Origin of the sequence: Paracoccus yibinensis, assembly GCF_030846195.1 — a bacterium.
Lineage (GTDB): Bacteria > Pseudomonadota > Alphaproteobacteria > Rhodobacterales > Rhodobacteraceae > Paracoccus > Paracoccus yibinensis.
In genome coordinates, this window is the sequence record NZ_JAVCWH010000005.1 from 241,632 (window position 1) to 262,550 (window position 20,919).

Consider the following 20,919-nt stretch of genomic DNA (forward strand, 5'->3'; position numbering starts at 1 on the left):
TATGCCGCCGCCTTTGCAAGGCAGGGGTTGGACATGGCACGCAAGAAGGGCCGCGGCATCAATGGCTGGCTGATCGTGGACAAGCCCGCGGGCGTCACCTCGACCGCCGTGGTGGCCAAGGTCCGCTGGGCGCTTGACGCGAAGAAGGCAGGCCACGCGGGCACGCTGGACCCCGATGCCACCGGCGTCCTGGCCGTGGCCCTGGGCGAGGCGACCAAGACCGTCGCCACCGTCACCGACGCACTGAAATGCTATGACTTCACGGTCAACTGGGGCGCCGAGACGACGACCGACGATGCCTCGGGCGAGGTCCTGCGCATCTCGGACGCCCGCCCCGACCGCGCCGCCATCGAGGCTGCGCTGCCTGCCTTTACCGGCAACATCATGCAGGTTCCCCCGGCCTTTTCCGCCGTCAAGGTCGATGGCGAACGCGCCTATGACCTGGCGCGCGAGGGCGAGGAACTGGAGCTGGCCGCCCGTCCGCTGTGGGTCGAAAGCCTAACGGTGCTGGACTGCGACCGCGACAGCGCGCGGCTGGAGATGGTCTGCGGCAAGGGCGGCTATGTCCGCTCCATCGCGCGCGACCTGGGACGGGCGCTTGGCTGCCTGGGCCATGTGGCCCATCTGCGCCGCACCTGGTCCGGCCCGTTCGAGGCCAGCGAAGGCGTGCCCTTCGACAGGATCGACCGCGAGGCGCAGGACTGGCTGGACACCCAGCTTCTGCCGCTGGAGGTCGCGCTGGCCGACCTGCCGATGCTGCGCGCCACGCCCGAAGGCGCGGTGCGGATCCGCAACGGCAATCCGGGACAGGTGACGGGCACAGCGGAATGGGGCGACCTGGTCTGGGTCGCGGATGCCAGGGGGCCGGTCTGCATCGGCAGGTATCAGGGCGGGCTGGTGCAGCCGGAGCGGGTGTTCAACCTGTAGGAAAATGCCCATTCTCGACCGGGCGGGATCAGGAAACGCATGTCGTTTCCCCCGCCCGCGCGCGACAGTGCCGCCAGAAACGTTGCCAACCCGCGACCACGGTAGGCCAGCGCCCGCCGGGGCGGGGCGGGCGCTGGCCGGGCCTTTGGGGCCCGGCGGTGATGGTGGCACCCGCAGCGCGCGGCGAAGGCGATGGCCTTCGCCAATCTCGGGCGCTCACCCCAGATAGGCCCGCAGCCCCGGCGGCGGGTTGTCCAAGAGGGGCCCGGTGGGCACCGGCGGATGCGCCACGCCGCCCTCCACCAGGATCGTCTGCGGCGCGAAGCTGCGGGCATCCTCGGGATCATGCGTGACCATCAGAACCGTGGCCCCGGTCCCATCGGCGATGCGGGCCAGCAGCGCCAGCATTTCCGCCTTCAAGGCCGGGCCAAGCGCCGCGAAGGGTTCGTCCAGCAGCAGCACCGGCCGCGCGCGCAGCAGCACGCGCGCCAGGGCCACGCGGCCTTGCTGGCCGCCCGACAGGTTCGCGGGACGGCGCGCCTCCAGCCCCTCCAGCCCGACCTCCTCCAGCACCTGCGTGACGCGGGCGCGCTGCGGGTCCGACAGGCGTAGGTCGGGGCGCAAGCCAAGGCCCACGTTCTGTGCGACCGTCAGATGCGGAAACAGGTTCTGGTCCTGGAACAGCATCGACACGGGCCGCTGCCCCGGCGGCAGGGCGGTGATGTCCTCGCCGTCTACACGGATACGGCCCCGGTCGGGGGCAAGGAAGCCGCCGACCAGCGACAGCAGCGTGGACTTGCCGGACCCAGAGGGGCCGATCACCGCCACCCGCGCGCCCGTGGGGACGGACAGGTCGGCGGACAGGGTGAAACTGCCGCGCGTGACGCGGATGCCGTCGAACTCAAGCAAGGCGGCCCCCTTGGTCAAAGATCCAGAACAGCCCGAAGCTGATCGCCATCAGCAGCACCGCGCAGGCCGAGGCATCGTCCATCCGATAGGAACTCATCAACTGGTAAAGCTGCAAGGGCAGGGTCGGCCGGTCGCTGGCAAAAAGTGTGATCACACCCAGGTCCCCCATTGCCAAGGCCGCCGCCAACCCCCCCGCAAAGCCCAGCGGCCGGGCCAGGCGCGGCAGGGTCAGGTAACGCAGCCGAGCCCACCCGCGCAAATCCAGCGAATCCGCCAGCCGCCCGTAATCCTGGTGCAGCGTCCGCGCCGCCGGGATCAGCGCCCGCAGCCCGAACGGCAGCGCCATCACCGCATTGATCGCCACCGTCACCGGCAGGGCCAGCGCCTGCGGCGAGAACCAGCCCCGCAACAGGATGAACAGCCCCGTCCCCAGCACCAGGGGCGAGGCGATCAGCGGCAGCATCCCCGCCGTCTCGATCCAGCGCATCCGCCCGCGCGCAAGCGACAGGGCCAGCGTCAGCGACAAGGTCAGCGCCAGCAGGGCCGAGATCAGCGCCATGACCACCGACCGTCCTGCCGCCTGCCAGACCTCGGGCGGAAGGACAGCGATCTGCGGCAGCCCGCGCAGGGTAACAGCCGCCATCGGCCAGATCAGGAACCCAGCCGCGGCTGTGATCACAAACATGTCGCTGATCCGGTGCCAGCCGCCTGGCGCTGCGGGTATATGGTCCGCGTCCAGACCTGCACCGAAGGCCGCCGGAATGGCGACCCACCGCGCCAGGGCCATCGCCGCCACGCAGATGGCGATCTGGACCAATCCCAGGCTCGCCGCCCGGCCCAGGTCGAAATCGAAGCGGAAGGCCTGGTAGATCGCCAGTTCCACCGTGGTCGCGCGCGGCCCGCCGCCAAGCGCCAGGGCCACGGTGAAGCTGGTCAGGCAGACCAGGAACACCGCCAGCCAGACGCCCGGCAGCACCGCACGCAGCATCGGCCGTTCCAGATGCCGCGCCACGTTGCGGGGGGCAAAGCCCAACGATGCGGCCAGCCGAAACCGTTCCGCCGGGATCGCCTGCCAGCCTTGCAGGACCAGCCGCACCGACAAGGGCAGGTTGAAGAACACATGCGCCAGGATCACGCCCTGCCAGCCATAGATGCTGATCTCGGGCAGGCCCGCGAAGCGCAGGACATCGTTGATGGCGCCATTGCGGCCAAAGACCGCGACCAGCCCCATGATCGCCACGATCACCGGCAGGATGAAGGGCGCGCCCAGCAGCGTCACCAGGGCCGACCGTCCCGGAAAACGCCGCCGGGCCAGGGCGCGCGCGACGGGGACCGCCAGTCCCGCCGACAGCGTGGCCGACAAGGCTGCCTGCCACAGCGTGAACCAGACCGCCCGCCAGTCCCAGGGACCAAGCCCCGCCAGTCCCTGCGCCGCCCAGGCCACAGTGGCCAGCGTGCCCAGGATCAGCGCCGACAGGCCGGTGGCGGCGATGGCGCCCCCGGCCTCGGCCCGGGTCAGCCGGAAAAGGCCCGCAGCCATTCGTCCAGCGCGGGCTGACGCAGCGCCTCGGCCTCGTCTTCGGAATAGAACAGGGTCTTTTCGGGGCGCGGCAGGTCGCGCATGACTTGGGGCCATTGGTCTTGCGGCAGTTTCGCAGGCAGCGACCAGTTGGCCAGTGGGATCACGGTCTGGAACTCGGGCGTCAGGATCCAGTCCATGAACTTCTGGGCCAGTTCCGGCTGGTCGGTGGTGCGGAGCTGGGCTGTCACCTCGGCCATGAAGTAGTGGCCTTCGGGGAAGATCGCGGCCTTCTTGGTCCGGTCGTCCTCCTCGGAAATGTGATAGGCGGGCGAGGTGGTGTAGGAGAGCACCATGTCCGCCTCTCCTTCCGTGAACATGCCGTAGGATTCGGACCAGCCCTTGGTCACGGTCAGCACCTTGGGGGCAAGCTTGGCCCAAGCCTGGGGCGCTTCATCGCCATAGACCGACTTCACCCACAAGAGCAGCGCCAGACCCGACACCGACGACCGCGGATCCTGAATCACGATCTTCAGGTCGTCGGGCGCCTCCAGCAGTTCGGCAAAGCTGGCAGGCGGGTTTTCCAGCCGGGTTTCGTCATAGACAAAGGCCGTCTCGCCCCAGTTGTAGGGCAGGAAGATGTCGTCCGTCCATTCGATGGGCAGCGACAAGCCCGTCGTGTCCTGCCCATGCGGGGCGAACAGGCCCGATGCGCGGGCGCGGGCCGTCACGTCGGTGTTCAGGCCGAAGACGATATCGGCTTCAGTCCGTTCGCCCTCCATCAGGATGCGCGACAGTTCGTCCCCGGTGACGAAGCGCAGGTCGCAGGCGCAGAAGGCCTCGAACCCTTCCTCGATCTTGGGGCCAGGCCCCCATTCGCTGGTGATGGATTCGCCCGCATAGACGGTCAGGACGGGCTTGTCCTGCGCGGTGGCGGGGGTGGCGGCCAGAAGGGCCAAAAGCAGGGGGAGTCTCAACGCTGCCTCCTTTCAAAAGGGAAAACGAAAGAAAGGACAGCGTCACCTTCCCTCCGCCGGTGTTAGCCGGATCAGGTTCAACGGGTCCGCTTTCGCGTCTCAGCCAGATGGCCCCCCGAGGTTCCGTTGAATGTAGGGATTTAACCGTGCCGCGCAAGCGGATAGAAACGCCGCCATGACGAAGGACGTGACCGACCAGCCCACCCCGATGATGGCGCAATACCTGGCGATCCGGGACGCCAATCCCGGCGCGCTGCTGTTCTATCGGATGGGCGATTTCTACGAGATGTTCTTCGACGACGCGGTCGCCGCCGCGAGCGCCCTGGACATCGCGCTGACGAAACGCGGCACGCATGCGGGGGAACCCATCCCGATGTGCGGCGTGCCGGTCCATTCCGCGGAAAGCTATCTGCTGACGCTGATCCGCAAGGGGTTCCGCGTGGCCATCGCCGAGCAGATGGAGGATCCGGCCGAGGCGAAGAAGCGCGGGTCGAAATCCGTCGTGGCCCGTGACGTGGTGCGCCTTGTCACGCCCGGCACCCTGACCGAGGAATCGCTGCTGGAGGCGCGGCGCCACAACTATCTGGCGGCATTCGCGCAGGTGCGCGAGGATTGCGCGCTGGCCTGGGTGGACATTTCCACAGGCGCCTTCCAGGTGATGGACTGCGCCCAGGCCCGGCTGGCTGCGGAACTGGCCCGTCTGGCGCCCCGCGAGTTGCTGGCTGCCGACGGGTCGGGGCTGGACGATCTGGCGAATGATGCCGGGGCGGCGCTGACTGACCTGCACGCAAGCGCCTTCGACAGCGCGGCGGGGCAACGGCGGCTTTGTGCGCTGTATGGGGTCGACACGCTGGACGGCTTCGGGTCCTTCACCCGCGCCGAACTGTCGGCCATGGGCGCCATCGTCGATTACCTGGAACTGACGCAGAAGGGCAAGCTGCCCCTGCTGCGCCCGCCGGTCCGCGAACGCGCGGGCGGGGCGATGGGGATTGACGCCGCCACCCGGCGCAACCTGGAACTGACGCAGGCGCTGTCGGGCGGGCGCGAGGGCTCGCTTCTGGCGGCCATCGACCGCACGGTGACGGCAGCGGGCGCGCGGCTGCTGGAACGGCGCATCAGCGCGCCCTCCCGCGATCTGGCGCTGATCCATGCGCGGCAGGATGCGGTGGCGATGCTGGTGGATGACCCGCGCCTGATGGCGGACCTGCGAACGGCCCTGGCGCGGGTGCCCGACATGGACCGGGCCCTGTCGCGGCTGGCGCTGGACCGGGGCGGACCGCGCGATCTGGCCGCGATCCGGGCGGGGCTGGCGCAGGGCGCGGCGATTGCGGCGCGGCTGCCGGGTGACGCCGCGCCGGTGCTGGCGGAGGCCGCGCGCGACCTGACGGGGCATGATGACCTGATCCGGCTGCTGGACGATGCGCTGGTGGCCGAGCCGCCCTTGCTGGCGCGCGACGGCGGCTTTGTTGCCAGCGGCTACGATGACGATCTGGACCAGACCCGGCGCCTGCGCGACGAGGGCCGGGGCGTGATCGCCGGGATGCAGGCGGATTATGCGGCTCTGGCGGGGGTGGGAAGCCTCAAGATCAAGCACAACAACGTGCTGGGCTATTTCATCGAGACGACAGCCACCCATGCCGAACGCATGATGGCCCCGCCCTTGAACGCGACCTTCATCCACCGCCAGACCACCGCCAACCAGATCCGCTTCACTACCGTCGATCTGTCGGAGCTTGAGACGCGGATCCTCAACGCCCGCGACCGCGCGCTGGAGATCGAGCGGGGCATCTTCGATCGCCTCCGCGCGGCGGTGCTGGACCGGGCCGCAGCCATCGGGCAGGCGGCGCGCGCCCTGGCCGAGATCGACCTGGCCGCAGCCTTCGCCGATATCGCCACGGGCGAGGGCTGGACGCGGCCCCTGGTCGATGACAGCCGCGCCTTTGTCATCGAAGGCGGCCGCCATCCGGTTGTGGAACGCGCCTTGAAGCGCAAGGCCGAAAGCTTCGTCGCCAACGACTGCGCGCTGACCGAAGGGCAGACCCCGGCGATCTGGCTGCTGACCGGCCCGAACATGGCCGGCAAATCGACCTTCCTGCGCCAGAACGCGCTGATCGCCGTGCTAGCGCAGGCAGGGGCCTTTGTCCCTGCCCGGCACGCCCATATCGGCCTGGTCAGCCAGCTTTTTTCCCGCGTCGGCGCCGCAGACGACCTGGCGCGGGGCCGGTCCACCTTCATGGTGGAAATGGTGGAAACCGCCGCGATCCTGAACCAGGCCGACGACCGTGCGTTGGTGATCCTGGACGAGATCGGGCGCGGCACCGCCACCTGGGACGGGTTGTCCATCGCCTGGGCGGTGATGGAGCATCTGCATGGCGTGAACCGCTGCCGCGCGCTGTTCGCCACCCATTACCACGAGATGACCGCGCTGTCGGCCAAGCTGGACGGCGTGGAAAACGCCACCGTTGCCGTGCGGGAGTGGGAAGGCGAGGTGATCTTCCTGCATGAGGTCAGGAAGGGCGCGGCCAACCGCAGCTATGGCGTGCAGGTCGCGCGGCTGGCGGGGCTGCCCGCATCCGTCGTGGACCGCGCCCGCGCCGTGCTGGACGCGCTGGAATCGGGCGAACGGGAAGGTCGGATGGGGGGCGCGGCCCGCCCCGCCGCCCTGATCGACGACCTGCCCCTGTTCCGCGCCGTGCCCCCCGCGCCGCCGCTGGCCCGCCCCAAGGAAAGCCTGCTGGAGGCGCGGATGAAGGACATTCACCCCGACGCCCTGACCCCGCGCGAGGCGCTGGATCTGATCTATGACCTCAAAGCCCTGAGCAAGGACACCGCATGAGCTTCAACACCTTCGGCCGCGCGTTCCGGTTCACTACCTGGGGCGAAAGCCACGGCCCCGCACTTGGCGCCACCGTCGATGGCGTGCCCCCCGGCGTGGCCCTGGACGAGGCCTGGATCCAGCAGTTCCTGGACCGCCGCCGCCCCGGCACATCGAAACACACCACGCAGCGCCGCGAACCCGACCAGGTCCGCATCCTGTCGGGCGTCTTCGAGGGCCGCACCACCGGCACGCCCATCCAGCTGATGATCGAGAACACCGACCAGCGGTCCAAGGATTACGGAGAGATCGCGCAGGCCTTCCGCCCTGGCCACGCCGACATCACCTATCACCTGAAATACGGTCACCGCGATTATCGCGGCGGCGGCAGGTCCAGCGCGCGCGAAACGGCGGCACGGGTCGCGGCGGGGGGCGTGGCGCAGGCGGTGCTGCGCGACCTGCTGCCGGACCTGCGGATCACCGGATACATGGTGCAGATGGGGACGCTGCACCTGGACCGCACGCGTTTTGACGCCAATGCCATCGGCGAAAACCCGTTCTTCCTGCCCGATGCCACAGCCGTGGACCAGTGGTCCGACTATCTGGACGCCATCCGCAAGGCGCAGGACAGCGTCGGCGCGGCCATCGAGGTGCTGGTCGAGGGCTGCCCGCCCGGCCTGGGCGCGCCGGTCTATGCGAAGCTGGACACCGATCTGGCGGCGGCGATGATGTCGATCAATGCCGTGAAGGGGGTCGAGATCGGCGAGGGCATGGGTGCCGCCGCCCTAACCGGCACCGACAATGCCGACGAGATCCGCATGGGCAATGACGGCCCGATCTATCTGTCAAACCACGCCGGCGGCATCCTGGGCGGCATCAGCACCGGCCAGCCGATCGTCGTCCGCTTTTCGGTCAAGCCGACCAGTTCGATCACAACTCCGCGCCGCACCATCGACCGCCACGGCAACGACATCGACCTGATCACCAAGGGCCGCCACGACCCCTGCGTGGGGATTCGCGCGGTGCCGGTGGCCGAGGCGATGGCTGCCTGCGTGATCCTGGACCACCTGCTGATGGACCGGGCGCAGACCGGGGGCCAGCGCGGCCTGATCGGCGATATGTCGCAAGACTGACGCGAAACTTTCAAAAACCGGCCGTCTGTCATAAAAGGGTCATGCTTCTTTCGCACAAGCGTCACCTGTGGCGCTTAGGTCACGCACAGCCCCAGCTTGGGCGTGAAGTAACAGGAGAGATCCATGTCCACCGTGAAATTCACCGTCTCGGCCCTGGCCGTGATCGCCGCCTCGGCCACCACTGCGGCCGCCCGCGATCAGGTCCAGGTGTCGGGGTCGTCCACCGTGCTGCCCTATTCGACCATCGTGGCCGAGCTGTTCGGCGAGAACATGGATTTCCCCGTTCCGGTGGTGGAATCCGGCGGCACCGGCGGCGGGCTGCAGAAGTTCTGCGAGGGCGTGGGCGCGAACACCATCGACATCGCCAATGCCAGCCGCCCGATCCGCGACGCGGAACGCGAAACCTGCACCGCCAACGGCGTGACCGACATCATGGAGGTCCGCATCGGCTATGACGGGATCGTCTTCGCCAACGCGGCCAGCGGCCCGGATTTCGCCTATACTCCCGCCGACTGGTTCAACGCCTTGTCCGCCAAGGTCGTGAAAGATGGACAGATAGTCGATAACACTGCCGCGAATTGGTCCGACGTGAACCCGGATCTGCCGCAGCAGGAAATCCTGGCCTTCATTCCCGGCACCAAGCACGGCACCCGCGAGGTCTTCGAGGAAAAGGTCATCCTGGCCGGCTGCGAGGAATCGGGCGCCATGGAAGCCTTTGTCGCCTCGGGCATGGACGAGGACGCGGCCGAGGAAGCCTGCACCACGCTGCGCACTGACGGCCGGGCCGTGGACATCGACGGCGACTACACGGAAACGCTGGCCCGCATCGAATCCTCGCCCAACGGCATCGGCGTGTTCGGCCTGTCCTTTTATGAAAACAACACCGACAAGCTGAAGGTCGGCACCATCGGCGGCGTCACGCCGTCCACCGAAACCATCGCCTCGGGCGAATACCCGGTGTCGCGCCCGCTGTTCTTCTATGTGAAGAAGGCGCATATCGGCGAAATCCAGGGCCTGCAGGAATTTGTCGAATTCTTCGTGTCCGATGAAATCGCCGGTCCCGATGGCCCGCTGGCCGAATACGGGCTGGTGTCCGATCCCGAACTGGCCGCGACCCAGGAAGCCGTCGCCGCCGGAACCACGATGCAGTGATGCCGGGGGGCGGCGCGTGTCTTGCGCGCCGTCCCGACCCTTTCGTTCTTCCCTGAAGGATTGCCCTTTATGCCGCTGTCATGGGCGTTGTTTGCAAGTTTCCTGCTGGCCGCGGCCGGTTACGTCGTCGGCCGCAGCCGCGCCTTTGCCACGGCCGGTCCCGATGTCCGCAGGCTGCACAGCCGCCCCACCTATCACGGGGCCAGCGTCGGATTGGCGGCCCTGCTGCCCGCGCTGGCGGTGATGGCTGCGGGGTCCATCCTTCGCGTGGCCGGCGTTCTGTCGGACCAGACCGGCCCGATCATCGGCATTGTCGCCCTGATCGCGGCCATCGCTGGCCTGGGCTTCGGCGTCATGCGCATCGGTCAGCAATACCAGGCCCGCAATGTGGTCGAACACATGGTCCTGGGCCTGCTGATGCTGTGTTCGCTGATCGCCATCGTGACCACTGCCGGGATCGTGCTGTCCCTGGTCTTCGAAACCGGGCATTTCTTCCGCGTCTATGACTGGAAGACCTTCTTCTTCGGCACCGAATGGACGCCGCGCTTCCAGGGCAATTCGCAACTGGGCATCGTGCCGCTGCTGTGGGGCACGCTCTATGTCTCGGCCATCGCGCTGCTGGTGGCGGTGCCCATCGGGCTGTTCGCCGCCGTCTATATGTCGGAATATGCGTCCCGCCGGGTGCGCGGCTTCGTCAAGCCCGCGATCGAGGTTCTGGCCGGTATCCCCACCATCGTCTATGGCCTGTTCGCCCTGATCACCGTGGGGCCGCTGCTGCGCGATTACTTTGCGCAGCCGCTGGGCCTGGGCAATTCGGGCACCTCGGTCCTGACCGCCGGGCTGGTCATGGGCATCATGCTGATCCCCTTTGTCAGTTCGCTGTCGGATGACATCATCAACGCCGTGCCGCAAAGCTTGCGCGACGGCGCCCTGGGCTTGGGATCGACGCCTTCGGAAACCGTGCGCCAGGTGGTGCTGCCCGCAGCCCTTCCGGGCATCGTCGGTGCGGTCCTGCTGGCCGCCAGCCGCGCCATCGGCGAGACGATGATCGTGGTGCTGGGCGCGGGCGCCGCCGCCCAGATGAGCCTGAACCCGCTGGAGGCGATGACCACCATCACCGTCAAGATCGTCAGCCAGTTGACCGGCGACAGCGACTTCAACTCGCCCGAGACGCTGGTGGCCTTTGCCCTGGGCCTGACGCTGTTCCTCATCACCTTGGCCCTGAACGTGGTCGCGCTCTACATCGTGCGCAAATATCGCGAGCAATACGAATGACCGATATGCCGCTGTCCTCTTCGGTCGCCGCACCCGACCGCAAGCCTGCCTCGCTTCTGGAACAGGATGCGCGCACCAAGGCCCGCAACGCCGCCGAAAGGCGCTTTCGTCTCTATGGCATCGCCGCCATCGCGATTTCCATGATCGCGCTTGTGGTGCTGCTGGCGACGATCCTGACGGGTGGGGCAGGGGCCTTTCGCCAGACCTACCTGAACATCCCGGTCGAACTGGATGCCGCCGTTCTGGACCCCAAAGGCAACCGCGACCCGGCCGAGATGGCCAAGGTGCTGACCCTGTCCTATGGTCGCGTGCTGGACGCCGCGGTCGAGGCGACGGTCGCCCGCCACGGCATCCAGATCGAGGGCCTTTCCGAAGATGACATCGACAACCTGATCTCGAAGGAAGCCTCGGCCCAGGTGCGCAACCGGGTGCTGGCCAATCCCGAGCTGATTGGCCAGACGGTCGAATTCGACGTGCTGACCAGCGGACGCATCGACGGCTTCTTCAAGGGCCGCGTGACCATGGAAAGCGCGGAACGCGACAGCAACACCTCGCCCCAGCAGCTGCAACTGGCGCAGGAACTGGCTGACCGAGGCGAAATCGTCACCCGCTTCAACTGGAACTTCCTGACCAATGCCGACGCGTCCGACCAGCGGCCCGAGGCCGCGGGCGTGGGCGTGGCGATCCTGGGGTCGTTCTACATGATGCTGGTGGTGTTGGTCCTGGCGGTGCCCATCGGCATCGCTGCCAGCATCTATCTGGAGGAATTCGCGCCCAAGAACCGCATCACCGACATCATCGAGGTCAACATCTCGAACCTGGCGGCGGTGCCGTCCATCGTCTTCGGCATCCTGGGGCTGGCGGCCTTCATCAACTTCGCGGGCCTGCCGCAATCGGCGCCCATCGTGGGCGGGCTGGTGCTGACGCTGATGACGCTGCCGCGCATCATCATCCCCACCCGCGCCGCCTTGAAGGCCGTGCCGCCGTCCATCCGCGACGCCGCCCTGGGCGTGGGCGCGTCCAAGATGCAGTCGGTCTTTCACCATGTCCTGCCGCTGGCGACACCGGGCATCCTGACCGGGGTGATTCTGGGTCTGGCACAGGCCCTGGGCGAAACGGCGCCGCTGCTGCTGATCGGCATGGTGGCCTTTATCCGCGACCACCCGGACGGGTTGCCGGGGGGCCTGTTCGACCCGGCATCCGCCCTGCCGGTGCAGGTCTATAACTGGACGCAGCGGTCCGACCCGGCCTTCATCGAGCGGGCCTCGGGGGCGATCATCGTCCTGCTGATCTTCCTGCTCTGCATGAACGTGCTGGCCATCTGGCTGCGCCGCAAGTTCGAACGCCGTTGGTAAACGCCCTGAAGGAGGCCATATGTACGATACGAACCGCCGCCTGGAGAGTGCCGTGACCCAGACAGAAACCAAGATTTCCGCCCGCAAGGTGCAGGTCTATTACGGCGACAAGCACGCGCTGAAGGATGTGGACGTCGATATCCTGGACAAGACCGTGACCGCCTTCATCGGCCCGTCGGGTTGCGGCAAGTCCACCTTCCTGCGCTGCATCAACCGCATGAATGACACCATTCCCATCGCGCGGGTGGAAGGCGAGATCCTGCTGGACGGCGAGGATGTCTATGACCGCCGCGTCGACCCCGTGCAACTGCGCGCCAAGGTGGGAATGGTCTTTCAGAAGCCGAACCCCTTTCCCAAGTCGATCTATGACAATGTGGCCTATGGTCCCCGCATCCACGGGCTTGCGCGCAACCGTGCCGAACTGGACGAGATCGTCGAAAAGGCTCTGCGCGGCGCTGCGCTGTGGAACGAGGTGAAGGATCGCCTGTCCGAACCCGGCACCGGCCTGTCGGGCGGCCAGCAGCAGCGCCTGTGCATCGCCCGCGCGGTGGCCACCAGCCCCGAAGTCCTGCTGATGGACGAGCCGTGCAGCGCGCTTGACCCCATCGCCACCGCCCAGGTCGAGGAACTGATCGAGGAACTGCGCAGCCAGTTTTCCGTGGTGATCGTCACCCATTCCATGCAGCAGGCCGCCCGTGTCAGCCAGAAGACGGCCTTCTTCCACCTGGGCAACCTGGTCGAATACGGCGACACCGACGACATCTTCACCAGGCCGAAGGACAGCCGGACCGAGGCCTATATCTCGGGCCGGATCGGCTGACAGGACAAGGGCAGGAATGATGAACCGCGAAAAGCATATCTCGTCGGCCTTCGACCGCGATCTGGAAACGATCCAGGCCCTTGCCGTCAAGATGGGCGGCATGGTCGAGGCCGCCATCACCGACGCCGCCACTGCCCTGGAAACCAGCGACGTGGAACTGGCCGAACAGGTCCGCCGCCGCGACAAGGCCATCGACGCGCTGGAAATGCAGATCAACGAGGACGCGGCCCGTCTGATCGCCTTGCGCGCCCCCACGGCCACCGACCTGCGCATGGTTCTGGCGGTGATGAAGATCGCGCATTCGCTTGAACGCGTGGGCGATTACGCCAAGAACATGGCCAAGCGCACCCATGTCCTGTCCCAGATGCCGCCCATCGAGGGCGCGGGCCTTGCCCTGCGCCGGATGAGCAATGCGGTGGGCAAGATGGTCCAGGACGCGCTGGACAGCTATATCCGCCGCGACGCGAGCCTTGCCGGGGACGTGCGCCAGCGCGACCTCGAAGTGGACCAGATGTACAACGCGCTGTTCCGCGAATTCCTGACCCACATGATGGAAGACCCGCGCAACATCACCGCCTGCATGCACCTGCATTTCATCGCCAAGAACGTGGAACGCATGGGCGACCTGGCCACCGCCATCGCGGAACAGGTGATCTATCTTGTCACCGGGGAACTGCCCGATGACAGCCGCCCCAAGGACAACAGCGTGCCGGGCATGGAAGCCGACCTGGCAGCAGGGGGCTGAGGGATGGCGCGGCAATCTCCTTGTGTCCTGGTGGTCGAGGATGAGGGCGCGCAGCGTGAGGTGCTGCAATACAACCTCGAAGCCGAGGGCTTCGAGGTCGTGGTCGCCGACAATGGCGAAGACGCGCTGCTGCTGGTCCAGGAGGAACAGCCCGACCTGATGGTCCTGGACTGGATGCTGCCCAAGGTCTCGGGGATCGAGGTCTGCCGCCAGGTCAAGGCCGACCCCGCCACGCGGTCGATCCCGATCATCATGCTGTCCGCCCGCAGCGAGGAAAGCGACCGCGTGCGGGGCCTTGAGACTGGCGCCGACGATTATGTCGTGAAGCCCTATTCCGTGGTCGAGTTGATGGCCCGGCTGCGCACGCAACTGCGCCGCACCCGGCCCGCCAGCATGGGCGAACGGCTGTCCTTCGGCGACATCATCCTGGATGCGGCCGAGCATCGCGTGTTCCGCGCGGGTCAGGCGCTGCACCTGGGGCCGACGGAATTCCGGTTGCTGTCCACGCTGATGGAAAAGCCGGGCCGGGTCTGGACGCGCGAACAGCTGCTGGACCGGGTCTGGGGGCGCGACATCTATGTCGATACGCGCACCATCGACGTGCATGTGGGCCGGTTGCGCAAGGCGCTGATGCAGAACGGCGGCGACAATCCGGTCCGCACCGTGCGGGGAACCGGCTATTCGCTGGGCTAGGTCCGGTTGGCGATGAAGGGAATCACTTCCTCGATCCCCGGAATGGCATCGCCTGCCCCGGGAATCGTGACCTTCAGCGCCGCCGCGCCCGCCGCCAGGCGCAGTGCCGCAGGGACCGCGTCGCCCCGATCCAGGGCTGCCGCGAAATAGCCTGTGAAGGTGTCGCCCGCCCCTGTCGTATCCACCGGATTGACCGGGAACGCCGCCTGGCGATGAACCTCGCCCGTCACCAGATCCCGGTATTCCGCGCCGTCGCCCCCGCGCGTGATCAGCAGGCCCTGCACGGGCAGATCCCCCGGCATGGCCGCGAACAGGGCCTCGGCCTCGCCCGCGTTCATGGCCAGGATCGTCGCATGGGGCAGGATCGCCCGAACCGCGTCGATATCGAAAGGCGCCGCGGAATAGATGACCCGCGCGCCTGCCCGCCGCGCGATCCGGGCTGCCTCGGTCTGGCAGCCGGTTTCGTTCTGGATCAGCAGCATATCCTGCGGCTTCATGGCCGATAACGGCTTTTGCAGCATCGCCGGGGTGATCGCCCGGTTCGCGCCGGGATGGATGACGATGGAATTCTCGGCCTGATCGTCCAGCAGGATGATGGCATGGCCCGTGGCCTGGCCGGGCAGGCGCAGGATATCCGCGGTGCAGACGCCCCGGTCGCGCAGGCGGTCGATCACCCAGTCGTCTTCCGGGCCGATGGCCCCCACATGATGGGTGATCGCGCCCGCACGTGCGGCCGCGATCGACTGGTTCGCGCCCTTGCCGCCCAGACCCTGCGCATAGCTGCGAGAGGCGAGCGTCTCGCCCGGCCTGGGCAGGTGATCCAGCCGGTAGACGTGGTCGATATTGATCGACCCCAGGTTCCAGATCGCCATGAGCTTCCTTTCGATATGCGTCCCGGCCATGGTGGCGGGCGCGCGCGACGATTGTCCAGTAACGAAAAACGCGCCCCGCAAGGGGGCGCGCCTGGATCGCGGGATTGTGGATCAGTGCTTCTTGTGAAGCTTCCGCTTGTGCGGCGCCCACAGCCGCTTGTTCGTCAGATACAGCAGCGAGGTCAGCACGATCAGGAACAGCACCGACACCAGACCAACCGTCTTGCGGTCGGTCAGCTTCGGCTCGGCCGTCCACATCAGGAAGGCCGACACGTCGCGGGCCATCTGATCGACCGTGGCGGGCGTGCCATCCTCATACGTCACCAGATCGTCCGACAGCGGCGGCGGCATGGCGATGTTGCCGCTTGCAAAGGCGGTGTTTTCATAAAGCACCGTGCCCGCCTGCTCGACTTCCTCGCCGGTATAGCTGGTCAGAAGCGCGTGGATGTATTCCGGTCCGCCGATGCCGTTGACCAGCTGGCTGATACCCGTCCCGTAAGGACCATGGAACGCCGCACGGGCCTTGGCCATCAACGACAGATCAGGTCCCATGCCGTCGCCCGTGACCGTGGGGAAGTGGTCCGTCGGAAGACGGGCACGTTCCTCGCCGGTTTCGGGGTCCAGGATCGGGGTCAGGTTCGCGGCATAGGCACGGACCTGGTCCTCGGGCAGGCCGGGGCCGCCGTCATCATGCAGCGTGCGGATCGGCACGAACTTGAGGCCGTGGCAGGCCGCGCAGACCTCAGTATAGACCTGAAGGCCGCGCTGAAGCTGGAACTGGTCGAACTTGCCGAACGGTCCTTCGAAGCTGAAGGCGATGTCCTCGATATGAACCGCGCCGTGGCTGTCGGCATGCTCTTCCTCGCCCTCGATCGCGGTGTGACCCTCGGCTGCGCTGGGATCATCCTCGGGCGTGCCCTCGATGTCGTCATGGCGTTCCTCGGCCACCACCGTGCCGGTGGTTTCCGCCGGGGCTGCTGCTTCGTCGCCCTCGGTCAACTGGGCCGCATCGGCGGCGTCCTGGCCCGCGCCCGGCTCTTGCGCAGCAGCCTCGGCAGCCGGTTCCTCGGCGGACGGGGCGGCTTCCTCGGCAGCCTCGGCCGCAGGTTCTTCCGCAGCCGGTTCCGCCGGTGCCGCTTCTTCCTCGGCCGGGGTTTCGCCATCCGCTGCCGTTGCCGCGGGCGCTTCCGGGGCTTCCATCGGCGTCAGCTCTCCCCCTGCCGGGGTGGAGGTCGGTTCGGACGATTGGGTGGGCGCCGTTGCGGATTCACCGGCAGGGGTTTCCCCCGATCCGGCCTCGACCGGAGCGGCGGGTGCCTCGGCCGGGGCCTGGTCCGGGGCCGTGGCGGGGGCCGCCTGGTCTTCGGTCGCCGGAGGAAGGGCCACAGGCGGGGTCGCCTGCGGGGCCTCGGCCCCTTGCTGGGCCGGGGCAATCGTGACGGCATCCTGCGCAAGCGCGCCGCCGGCAGAGATCGCCAGGGCCAGAGCGGCCGTGAGCGTCTTGGTTCTCAGGGTCATCTTCTGGCTCTCCTTACTCGGCCATGCGCGTGGGCGAATCGTAATGCGCAAGGTAGTCTTCCTCGATTGTGGCGGGCATCGGCTCGGGCTTCTCGATCACGCCCAGCAGCGGCAGGATGACCAGGAAATAGGCGAACCAGTAGGCCGAGGCGATCAGCGAGATCGTGGCATAGGGTTCCTCGGCCGGCATCGCGCCACACCACATCAGCAGCATGAAGTCGAAGGCCAGAAGCCAGAACCACCACTTGAACTGCGGGCGATAGCGCCCCGAGCGCACGCGGCTGGTGTCCAGCCACGGCACCAGCGCCATGACCAGGATCGCGCCGAACATCGCCAGCACGCCGAAGAACTTGGCGTCGATGATGCCGAAGGACAGGAACTGGACGATCTGCACGATCCAGACATCGGCCGTGAAGGCGCGCAGGATCGCGTAGAAGGGCAGGAAATACCATTCCGGCACGATATGGGCGGGCGTCACCAGCGGGTTCGCCTCGATATAGTTGTCGGGGTGGCCCAGATAGTTCGGCATGAAGCCCACGACCGCGAAGAAAACCACCAGAACCACGCCCAGCGCGAACAGGTCCTTCATCACGAAATAGGGCCAGAAGGGCAGGGTGTCCTTTTGGGCGTCTTCCTTGCTGGTGCGGCGCACCTCGACCCCGGTGGGGTTGTTGTTGCCGGTGGTGTGGAAGGCCCAGACGTGGACGATGGCCAGGCCCAGGATCACGAAGGGCAGCAGGTAGTGCAGCGAGAAGAAGCGGTTCAGCGTGGCGTTGTCCACGGCCGGTCCGCCCAGCAGCCATTGCTGGATCGCGCCGCCGACGCCCGGGATCGCGCCGAACAGGCCCGTGATCACCGTGGCGCCCCAGAAGGACATCTGGCCCCAGGGCAGCACATAGCCCATGAACGCGGTCGCCATCATCGCCAGATAGATCAGCATCCCGATGATCCAGGTGACTTCGCGCGGTGCCTTGTAGCTGCCGTAGTAAAGGTTGCGGAAGATGTGCAGATAGACGGCGACGAAGAACAGCGAGGCGCCGTTCGCGTGCAGATAGCGCAGCATATAGCCGCCGTTCACGTTGCGCATGATGTGTTCGACCGACGCAAAGGCCATGTCCACATGCGGCGTGTAGTGCATCACCAGAACGATGCCCGTGACGATCTGCAGAACCAGGCAGAACATCAGCACGATGCCCCAGATCCACATCCAGTTCAGGTTCTTCGGCGTGGGGATCATGATCGTGTCATAGACGATCGCAACGATCGGCAGGCGGCGGTGCAGCCACTTCTCAAAGCCCGTCCTGGGCTCGTAATGGTCGTGCGGAATTCCGGCCATCGAGATTCCTCCTCAGCCCAGCTTGATGGTGGTGTCGTCGAGGAATTCGGCGACGGGAATATGCAGGTTCTGCGGCGCGGGGCCGCGGCGAATGCGTCCGGCGGTGTCGTAATGCGAACCGTGGCAGGGGCAGAACCAGCCGCCGAAGTCGCCCGCGCCGTCGCCGATGGGCACGCAGCCCAGATGGGTGCAGACGCCGATCTGCACCAGCCATTCGCCGGCCTCGTCCAGGGTGCGGTTCTGGTCCGTGGCAGGTTCCACGCCAGCGAGATTGGCGTTCTGCGCCGTGGGGTCGATCAGTTCGCTGATATCGACCGCCCGGCCGGCTTCAATCTCCTCGGGGGTGCGGCGGCGGATGAACACGGGCTTGCCCAGCCATTTGACGGTCAGCTGCGTGCCCTCGGCCACGCCGCTGACATCGACCTGGATCGAGGCAAGCGCCTGCACGTCGGCCGAGGGGTTCATCTGGTTCACAAGCGTCCAGGCGGCGGCACCGGCGGCCACCGTGCCTGCGCCCGCCGTGGCATAGTAGAGGAAATCCCTCCGGGTGCCTACGTGGTCATCTGCGTGGGACACGGGTCATTCTCCAATTCGGGCCGGGGACCGGCCGATACGACAATCCGGGCCGCGCATCGTCGCAGCCTTCGCGGGGGCGGTTCTAGCGTTCAATTATCCTTCAGTCCAGCGGGTAAGCCCGTCTGTCCTGGCCCATTCCCCAGCCGCTGTTGGAAAATTGTCGCGGGCATTTCGTCGCAGGTCCGAAGCAGGCAGGGGGCTTTCAGCCCCCTCGGCCGCTGGCGCGGCGTTCACCCCCTGAGGATATTTGGGCACAGAAGATCACAGCAGGCCCTGGCTGCGGAAGGACAGTTCGCGCGACTTGCCGATGATCAGGTGGTCGTGGATGATGATTCCCATGCTGTCGGCCGCCTGGGCGATACGGGCGGTCATGGTGATGTCGGCATCCGAGGGCGTGGGATCGCCCGAGGGGTGGTTGTGGACCAGGATCAGGGCCGAGGCGTTCAGTTCCAGCGCACGCCGGATGATTTCACGCGGATAGACCGGGACGTGATCGACCGTTCCCCGTGCCTGCTCCTCGTCTGCGATCAGCACGTTCTTGCGGTCGAGATAGAGGACCCGGAACTGCTCGATCTCGCGATGGGCCATCGCGGTGTGGCAGTAATCCAGAAGCGCGTCCCAGCCGGACAGGACGGGTCGGTGCATGACCTTGGCCCGCGCCATGCGCTGTGCCGCAGCCTCGACGATCTTCAGTTCGGTCACGACCGCCGGGCCGACGCCCTCGACCTGTTCCAGCCGGGTGGCGGGGGCGGTCAGGACGCGGTTGAAATCGCCGAAGGTCTCGATCAGGCGGCGGGCAAGGGGCTTCACATCCTGGCGCGGGATGGCGCGGAACAGAACCAGTTCCAGCATCTCGTAATCCGGCATCGCACTGGCGCCGCCCTTCATGAAGCGGTCGCGCAGGCGGGCACGGTGATCGGCCAGATAGGACGGCGCCTTGCCGCCGGGGATCGGGACCAAGGCCGCCTCGTCCTGGGCGGGCTGGAAAAGGGGCAGGGGCATTTCGCCAAAGGTGCGATTCGGGTCCATGGAACCAGCATGGACCCGCAGCGGTGAAGGAAGGGTTAACGCGGGATCAGCCGCGCATCCCCTCCCAGAAGGTCTTGACCTTGTTGAAGAAGCTGTCGGATTGCGGGCTGTTGTCGGCCTGCTCGGCTTCGAATTCGCGCAGCAGTTCGCGCTGGCGGGCGGTCAGGTTCACGGGGGTCTCGACGACCAGCTCGATCAGCATGTCGCCCGGCTCGCCTGCGGCGCCGGGACCGTGACGCAAGGGCGGCATCCCCTTGCCGCGCAGGCGCATCTGACGACCGGACTGGCTGCCTGCGGGCACCTTGACACGGGCGCGGCCTCCGTCGATCGTGGGCACCTCGACCTCGCCACCCAGGGCGGCGGTCGCCATGCTGACCGGCACCTGGCAGGCCAGGACCTTGCCGTCTCGCAGGAAGATCGCGTGATCCTGCACCTCAATGAAGATATACAGGTCACCAGCAGGACCGCCGCGCAGGCCTGCCTCACCCTCGCCCGCCAAGCGGATGCGGGTGCCGGTTTCCACGCCCGCAGGGATGTTGACCGACAAGGTGCGTTCGCGTTCGATGCGGCCGGCACCGTGGCAGGCCTTGCACGGGTTCTTGACGATCTGACCTTGACCGCCGCAGGTGGGGCAGGTGCGTTCGACGGTGAAGAAACCCTGCTGCGCCCGGACCTTGCCCATGCCCGCGCAGGTGGGACAGGCGGCGGGCTGGGTCGCACCTTCGGCCCCGGTGCCGTGGCATTCCTCGCAGGCGATGGAGCCGGGAACGGTGATGGACTTCTTCAGCCCGGCATAGGCGTCCTCCAGGCTGACGCGCAGGTTGTAGCGCAGATCCTGGCCCCGTTGCGCCCGTGACCGGCCCCCGCCGCCGCCACCCCGGCGGCCCATCATGTCGCCGAACAGATCCTCGAACACATCCGCGAAGGCGCTGCCGAAATCGCCCGGATGCGCGCCGCGTCCGTTGAAGCCGCCCATGCCGCCGTCGAAAGCCGCATGGCCAAAGCGGTCGTAGGCCGCCTTCTTCTGGTCGTCCTTGAGGCAGTCATAGGCCTCGTTGGCTTCCTTGAAATGGGCTTCGGCCTGGGGGTTGTCCTTGTTGCGGTCGGGATGAAGTTCCTTCGCCTTCTGGCGATAGGCCTTCTTGATTTCCTCGGCCGATGCCCCGCGCGTCACGCCCAGAACCTCGTAATAGCAACGCTTGGCCATCTTCTGTCCTGTCTGGTTCCCCAACGAAACGGCCGGCCCGCGTCAATGCACGGACCGGCCC

Annotated in this window: 18 protein-coding genes and 1 riboswitch; of the genes, 9 read left to right on the forward strand and 9 right to left on the reverse strand. The window is 67.1% G+C overall.

Annotated features, from left to right (window positions below):
* Positions 1-33: 33 nt before the first annotated feature.
* Positions 34-927, forward strand: coding sequence for a tRNA pseudouridine(55) synthase TruB (gene truB, locus RAH32_RS13265; protein ID WP_306608413.1), 894 nt, complete (start codon positions 34-36; stop codon positions 925-927).
* 216 nt (positions 928-1,143) lie between these two features.
* On the opposite strand, the gene thiQ is transcribed toward truB, so the two are convergent.
* Genes thiQ through RAH32_RS13280 form a run of 3 tightly spaced genes read right to left on the reverse strand, consistent with a single transcriptional unit; the run spans position 1,144 to position 4,332 of the window.
* Positions 1,144-1,836 carry a thiamine ABC transporter ATP-binding protein gene (gene thiQ, locus RAH32_RS13270; RefSeq protein ID WP_306608414.1) on the reverse strand — a complete coding sequence of 231 codons (693 nt, stop codon included), beginning with the start codon at positions 1,834-1,836 and terminating at the stop codon, positions 1,144-1,146.
* On the reverse strand, positions 1,829-3,376 hold the full coding sequence (locus RAH32_RS13275) for a thiamine/thiamine pyrophosphate ABC transporter permease ThiP (RefSeq protein WP_306608415.1): 1,548 nt from the start codon (positions 3,374-3,376) through the stop codon (positions 1,829-1,831). The genes thiQ and RAH32_RS13275 overlap by 8 nt, the downstream gene beginning before the upstream one ends.
* Positions 3,352-4,332, reverse strand: a complete 981-nt coding sequence (locus RAH32_RS13280; protein ID WP_306608416.1) for a thiamine ABC transporter substrate-binding protein — start codon at positions 4,330-4,332, stop codon at positions 3,352-3,354. Before RAH32_RS13280 ends, RAH32_RS13275 begins: the two co-directional genes overlap by 25 nt.
* Positions 4,333-4,363: 31 nt before the next feature.
* Positions 4,364-4,460: riboswitch (TPP riboswitch) on the reverse strand.
* 47 nt (positions 4,461-4,507) lie between these two features.
* Here RAH32_RS13280 and mutS point away from each other — a divergent pair.
* From mutS to phoB, 8 genes are all read left to right on the forward strand, one after another.
* Positions 4,508-7,168 carry a DNA mismatch repair protein MutS gene (gene mutS / locus RAH32_RS13285; protein ID WP_306608417.1) on the forward strand — a complete coding sequence of 887 codons (2,661 nt, stop codon included), beginning with the start codon at positions 4,508-4,510 and terminating at the stop codon, positions 7,166-7,168.
* Positions 7,165-8,280 carry a chorismate synthase gene (gene aroC, locus RAH32_RS13290; RefSeq protein ID WP_306608418.1) on the forward strand — a complete coding sequence of 372 codons (1,116 nt, stop codon included), beginning with the start codon at positions 7,165-7,167 and terminating at the stop codon, positions 8,278-8,280. Before mutS ends, aroC begins: the two co-directional genes overlap by 4 nt.
* Before the next feature lie 123 nt (positions 8,281-8,403).
* On the forward strand, positions 8,404-9,432 hold the full coding sequence (locus RAH32_RS13295) for a substrate-binding domain-containing protein (RefSeq protein ID WP_306608419.1): 1,029 nt from the start codon (positions 8,404-8,406) through the stop codon (positions 9,430-9,432).
* Between the two features lie 69 nt (positions 9,433-9,501).
* Positions 9,502-10,707, forward strand: coding sequence for a phosphate ABC transporter permease subunit PstC (pstC, locus tag RAH32_RS13300; protein WP_306608420.1), 1,206 nt, complete (start codon positions 9,502-9,504; stop codon positions 10,705-10,707).
* Entirely contained in the window at positions 10,704-12,062 is a 1,359-nt protein-coding gene (gene pstA, locus RAH32_RS13305; RefSeq protein WP_373429711.1) for a phosphate ABC transporter permease PstA, read from the forward strand. The genes pstC and pstA overlap by 4 nt, the downstream gene beginning before the upstream one ends.
* A gap of 19 nt (positions 12,063-12,081) precedes the next feature.
* Positions 12,082-12,882, forward strand: coding sequence for a phosphate ABC transporter ATP-binding protein PstB (pstB, locus tag RAH32_RS13310; protein WP_306608421.1), 801 nt, complete (start codon positions 12,082-12,084; stop codon positions 12,880-12,882).
* A 19-nt stretch (positions 12,883-12,901) separates the two neighbouring features.
* On the forward strand, positions 12,902-13,627 hold the full coding sequence (gene phoU, locus RAH32_RS13315) for a phosphate signaling complex protein PhoU (RefSeq protein ID WP_306608493.1): 726 nt from the start codon (positions 12,902-12,904) through the stop codon (positions 13,625-13,627).
* Between the two features lie 3 nt (positions 13,628-13,630).
* Positions 13,631-14,320, forward strand: coding sequence for a phosphate regulon transcriptional regulator PhoB (gene phoB / locus RAH32_RS13320; RefSeq protein WP_306608422.1), 690 nt, complete (start codon positions 13,631-13,633; stop codon positions 14,318-14,320).
* Here the strand turns inward: phoB and RAH32_RS13325 are convergent.
* From RAH32_RS13325 to dnaJ, 6 genes are all read right to left on the reverse strand, one after another.
* Positions 14,317-15,192, reverse strand: coding sequence for a ribokinase (locus RAH32_RS13325; RefSeq protein ID WP_306608423.1), 876 nt, complete (start codon positions 15,190-15,192; stop codon positions 14,317-14,319). The genes phoB and RAH32_RS13325 overlap by 4 nt on opposite strands.
* Before the next feature lie 111 nt (positions 15,193-15,303).
* Positions 15,304-16,065 (reverse strand): cytochrome c1, encoded by a 762-nt coding sequence (locus RAH32_RS13330; RefSeq protein WP_306608494.1) that lies wholly within the window; start codon positions 16,063-16,065, stop codon positions 15,304-15,306.
* A 658-nt stretch (positions 16,066-16,723) separates the two neighbouring features.
* The gene (gene petB, locus RAH32_RS13335; RefSeq protein ID WP_306608424.1) at positions 16,724-18,046 is read right to left on the reverse strand and encodes a cytochrome b; all 1,323 of its coding nucleotides are present in this window, start codon (positions 18,044-18,046) and stop codon (positions 16,724-16,726) included.
* 12 nt (positions 18,047-18,058) lie between these two features.
* Positions 18,059-18,622 carry a ubiquinol-cytochrome c reductase iron-sulfur subunit gene (gene petA, locus RAH32_RS13340; protein WP_306608425.1) on the reverse strand — a complete coding sequence of 188 codons (564 nt, stop codon included), beginning with the start codon at positions 18,620-18,622 and terminating at the stop codon, positions 18,059-18,061.
* Positions 18,623-18,883: 261 nt separating this feature from the next.
* Positions 18,884-19,651, reverse strand: coding sequence for a RadC family protein (radC, locus tag RAH32_RS13345; RefSeq protein WP_306608426.1), 768 nt, complete (start codon positions 19,649-19,651; stop codon positions 18,884-18,886).
* 46 nt (positions 19,652-19,697) lie between these two features.
* Positions 19,698-20,858 carry a molecular chaperone DnaJ gene (dnaJ, locus tag RAH32_RS13350; RefSeq protein ID WP_306608427.1) on the reverse strand — a complete coding sequence of 387 codons (1,161 nt, stop codon included), beginning with the start codon at positions 20,856-20,858 and terminating at the stop codon, positions 19,698-19,700.
* Between the last annotated feature and the right edge of the window lie 61 nt (positions 20,859-20,919).

Excerpts from the sequence above, each read along its gene's own strand:
- truB (WP_306608413.1), top strand. The coding sequence starts at position 34 with ATGGCACGCAAGAAGGGCCGCGGCATCAATGGCTGGCTGATCGTGGAC.
- RAH32_RS13275 (WP_306608415.1), bottom strand. The coding sequence starts at position 3,376 with ATGGCTGCGGGCCTTTTCCGGCTGACCCGGGCCGAGGCCGGGGGCGCC.
- mutS (WP_306608417.1), top strand. The coding sequence starts at position 4,508 with ATGACGAAGGACGTGACCGACCAGCCCACCCCGATGATGGCGCAATAC.
- aroC (WP_306608418.1), top strand. The coding sequence starts at position 7,165 with ATGAGCTTCAACACCTTCGGCCGCGCGTTCCGGTTCACTACCTGGGGC.
- RAH32_RS13295 (WP_306608419.1), top strand. The coding sequence starts at position 8,404 with ATGTCCACCGTGAAATTCACCGTCTCGGCCCTGGCCGTGATCGCCGCC.
- pstC (WP_306608420.1), top strand. The coding sequence starts at position 9,502 with ATGCCGCTGTCATGGGCGTTGTTTGCAAGTTTCCTGCTGGCCGCGGCC.
- pstA (WP_373429711.1), top strand. The coding sequence starts at position 10,704 with ATGACCGATATGCCGCTGTCCTCTTCGGTCGCCGCACCCGACCGCAAG.
- pstB (WP_306608421.1), top strand. The coding sequence starts at position 12,082 with ATGTACGATACGAACCGCCGCCTGGAGAGTGCCGTGACCCAGACAGAA.
- phoU (WP_306608493.1), top strand. The coding sequence starts at position 12,902 with ATGAACCGCGAAAAGCATATCTCGTCGGCCTTCGACCGCGATCTGGAA.
- phoB (WP_306608422.1), top strand. The coding sequence starts at position 13,631 with ATGGCGCGGCAATCTCCTTGTGTCCTGGTGGTCGAGGATGAGGGCGCG.
- RAH32_RS13325 (WP_306608423.1), bottom strand. The coding sequence starts at position 15,192 with ATGGCGATCTGGAACCTGGGGTCGATCAATATCGACCACGTCTACCGG.
- petB (WP_306608424.1), bottom strand. The coding sequence starts at position 18,046 with ATGGCCGGAATTCCGCACGACCATTACGAGCCCAGGACGGGCTTTGAG.
- radC (WP_306608426.1), bottom strand. The coding sequence starts at position 19,651 with ATGGACCCGAATCGCACCTTTGGCGAAATGCCCCTGCCCCTTTTCCAG.
- dnaJ (WP_306608427.1), bottom strand. The coding sequence starts at position 20,858 with ATGGCCAAGCGTTGCTATTACGAGGTTCTGGGCGTGACGCGCGGGGCA.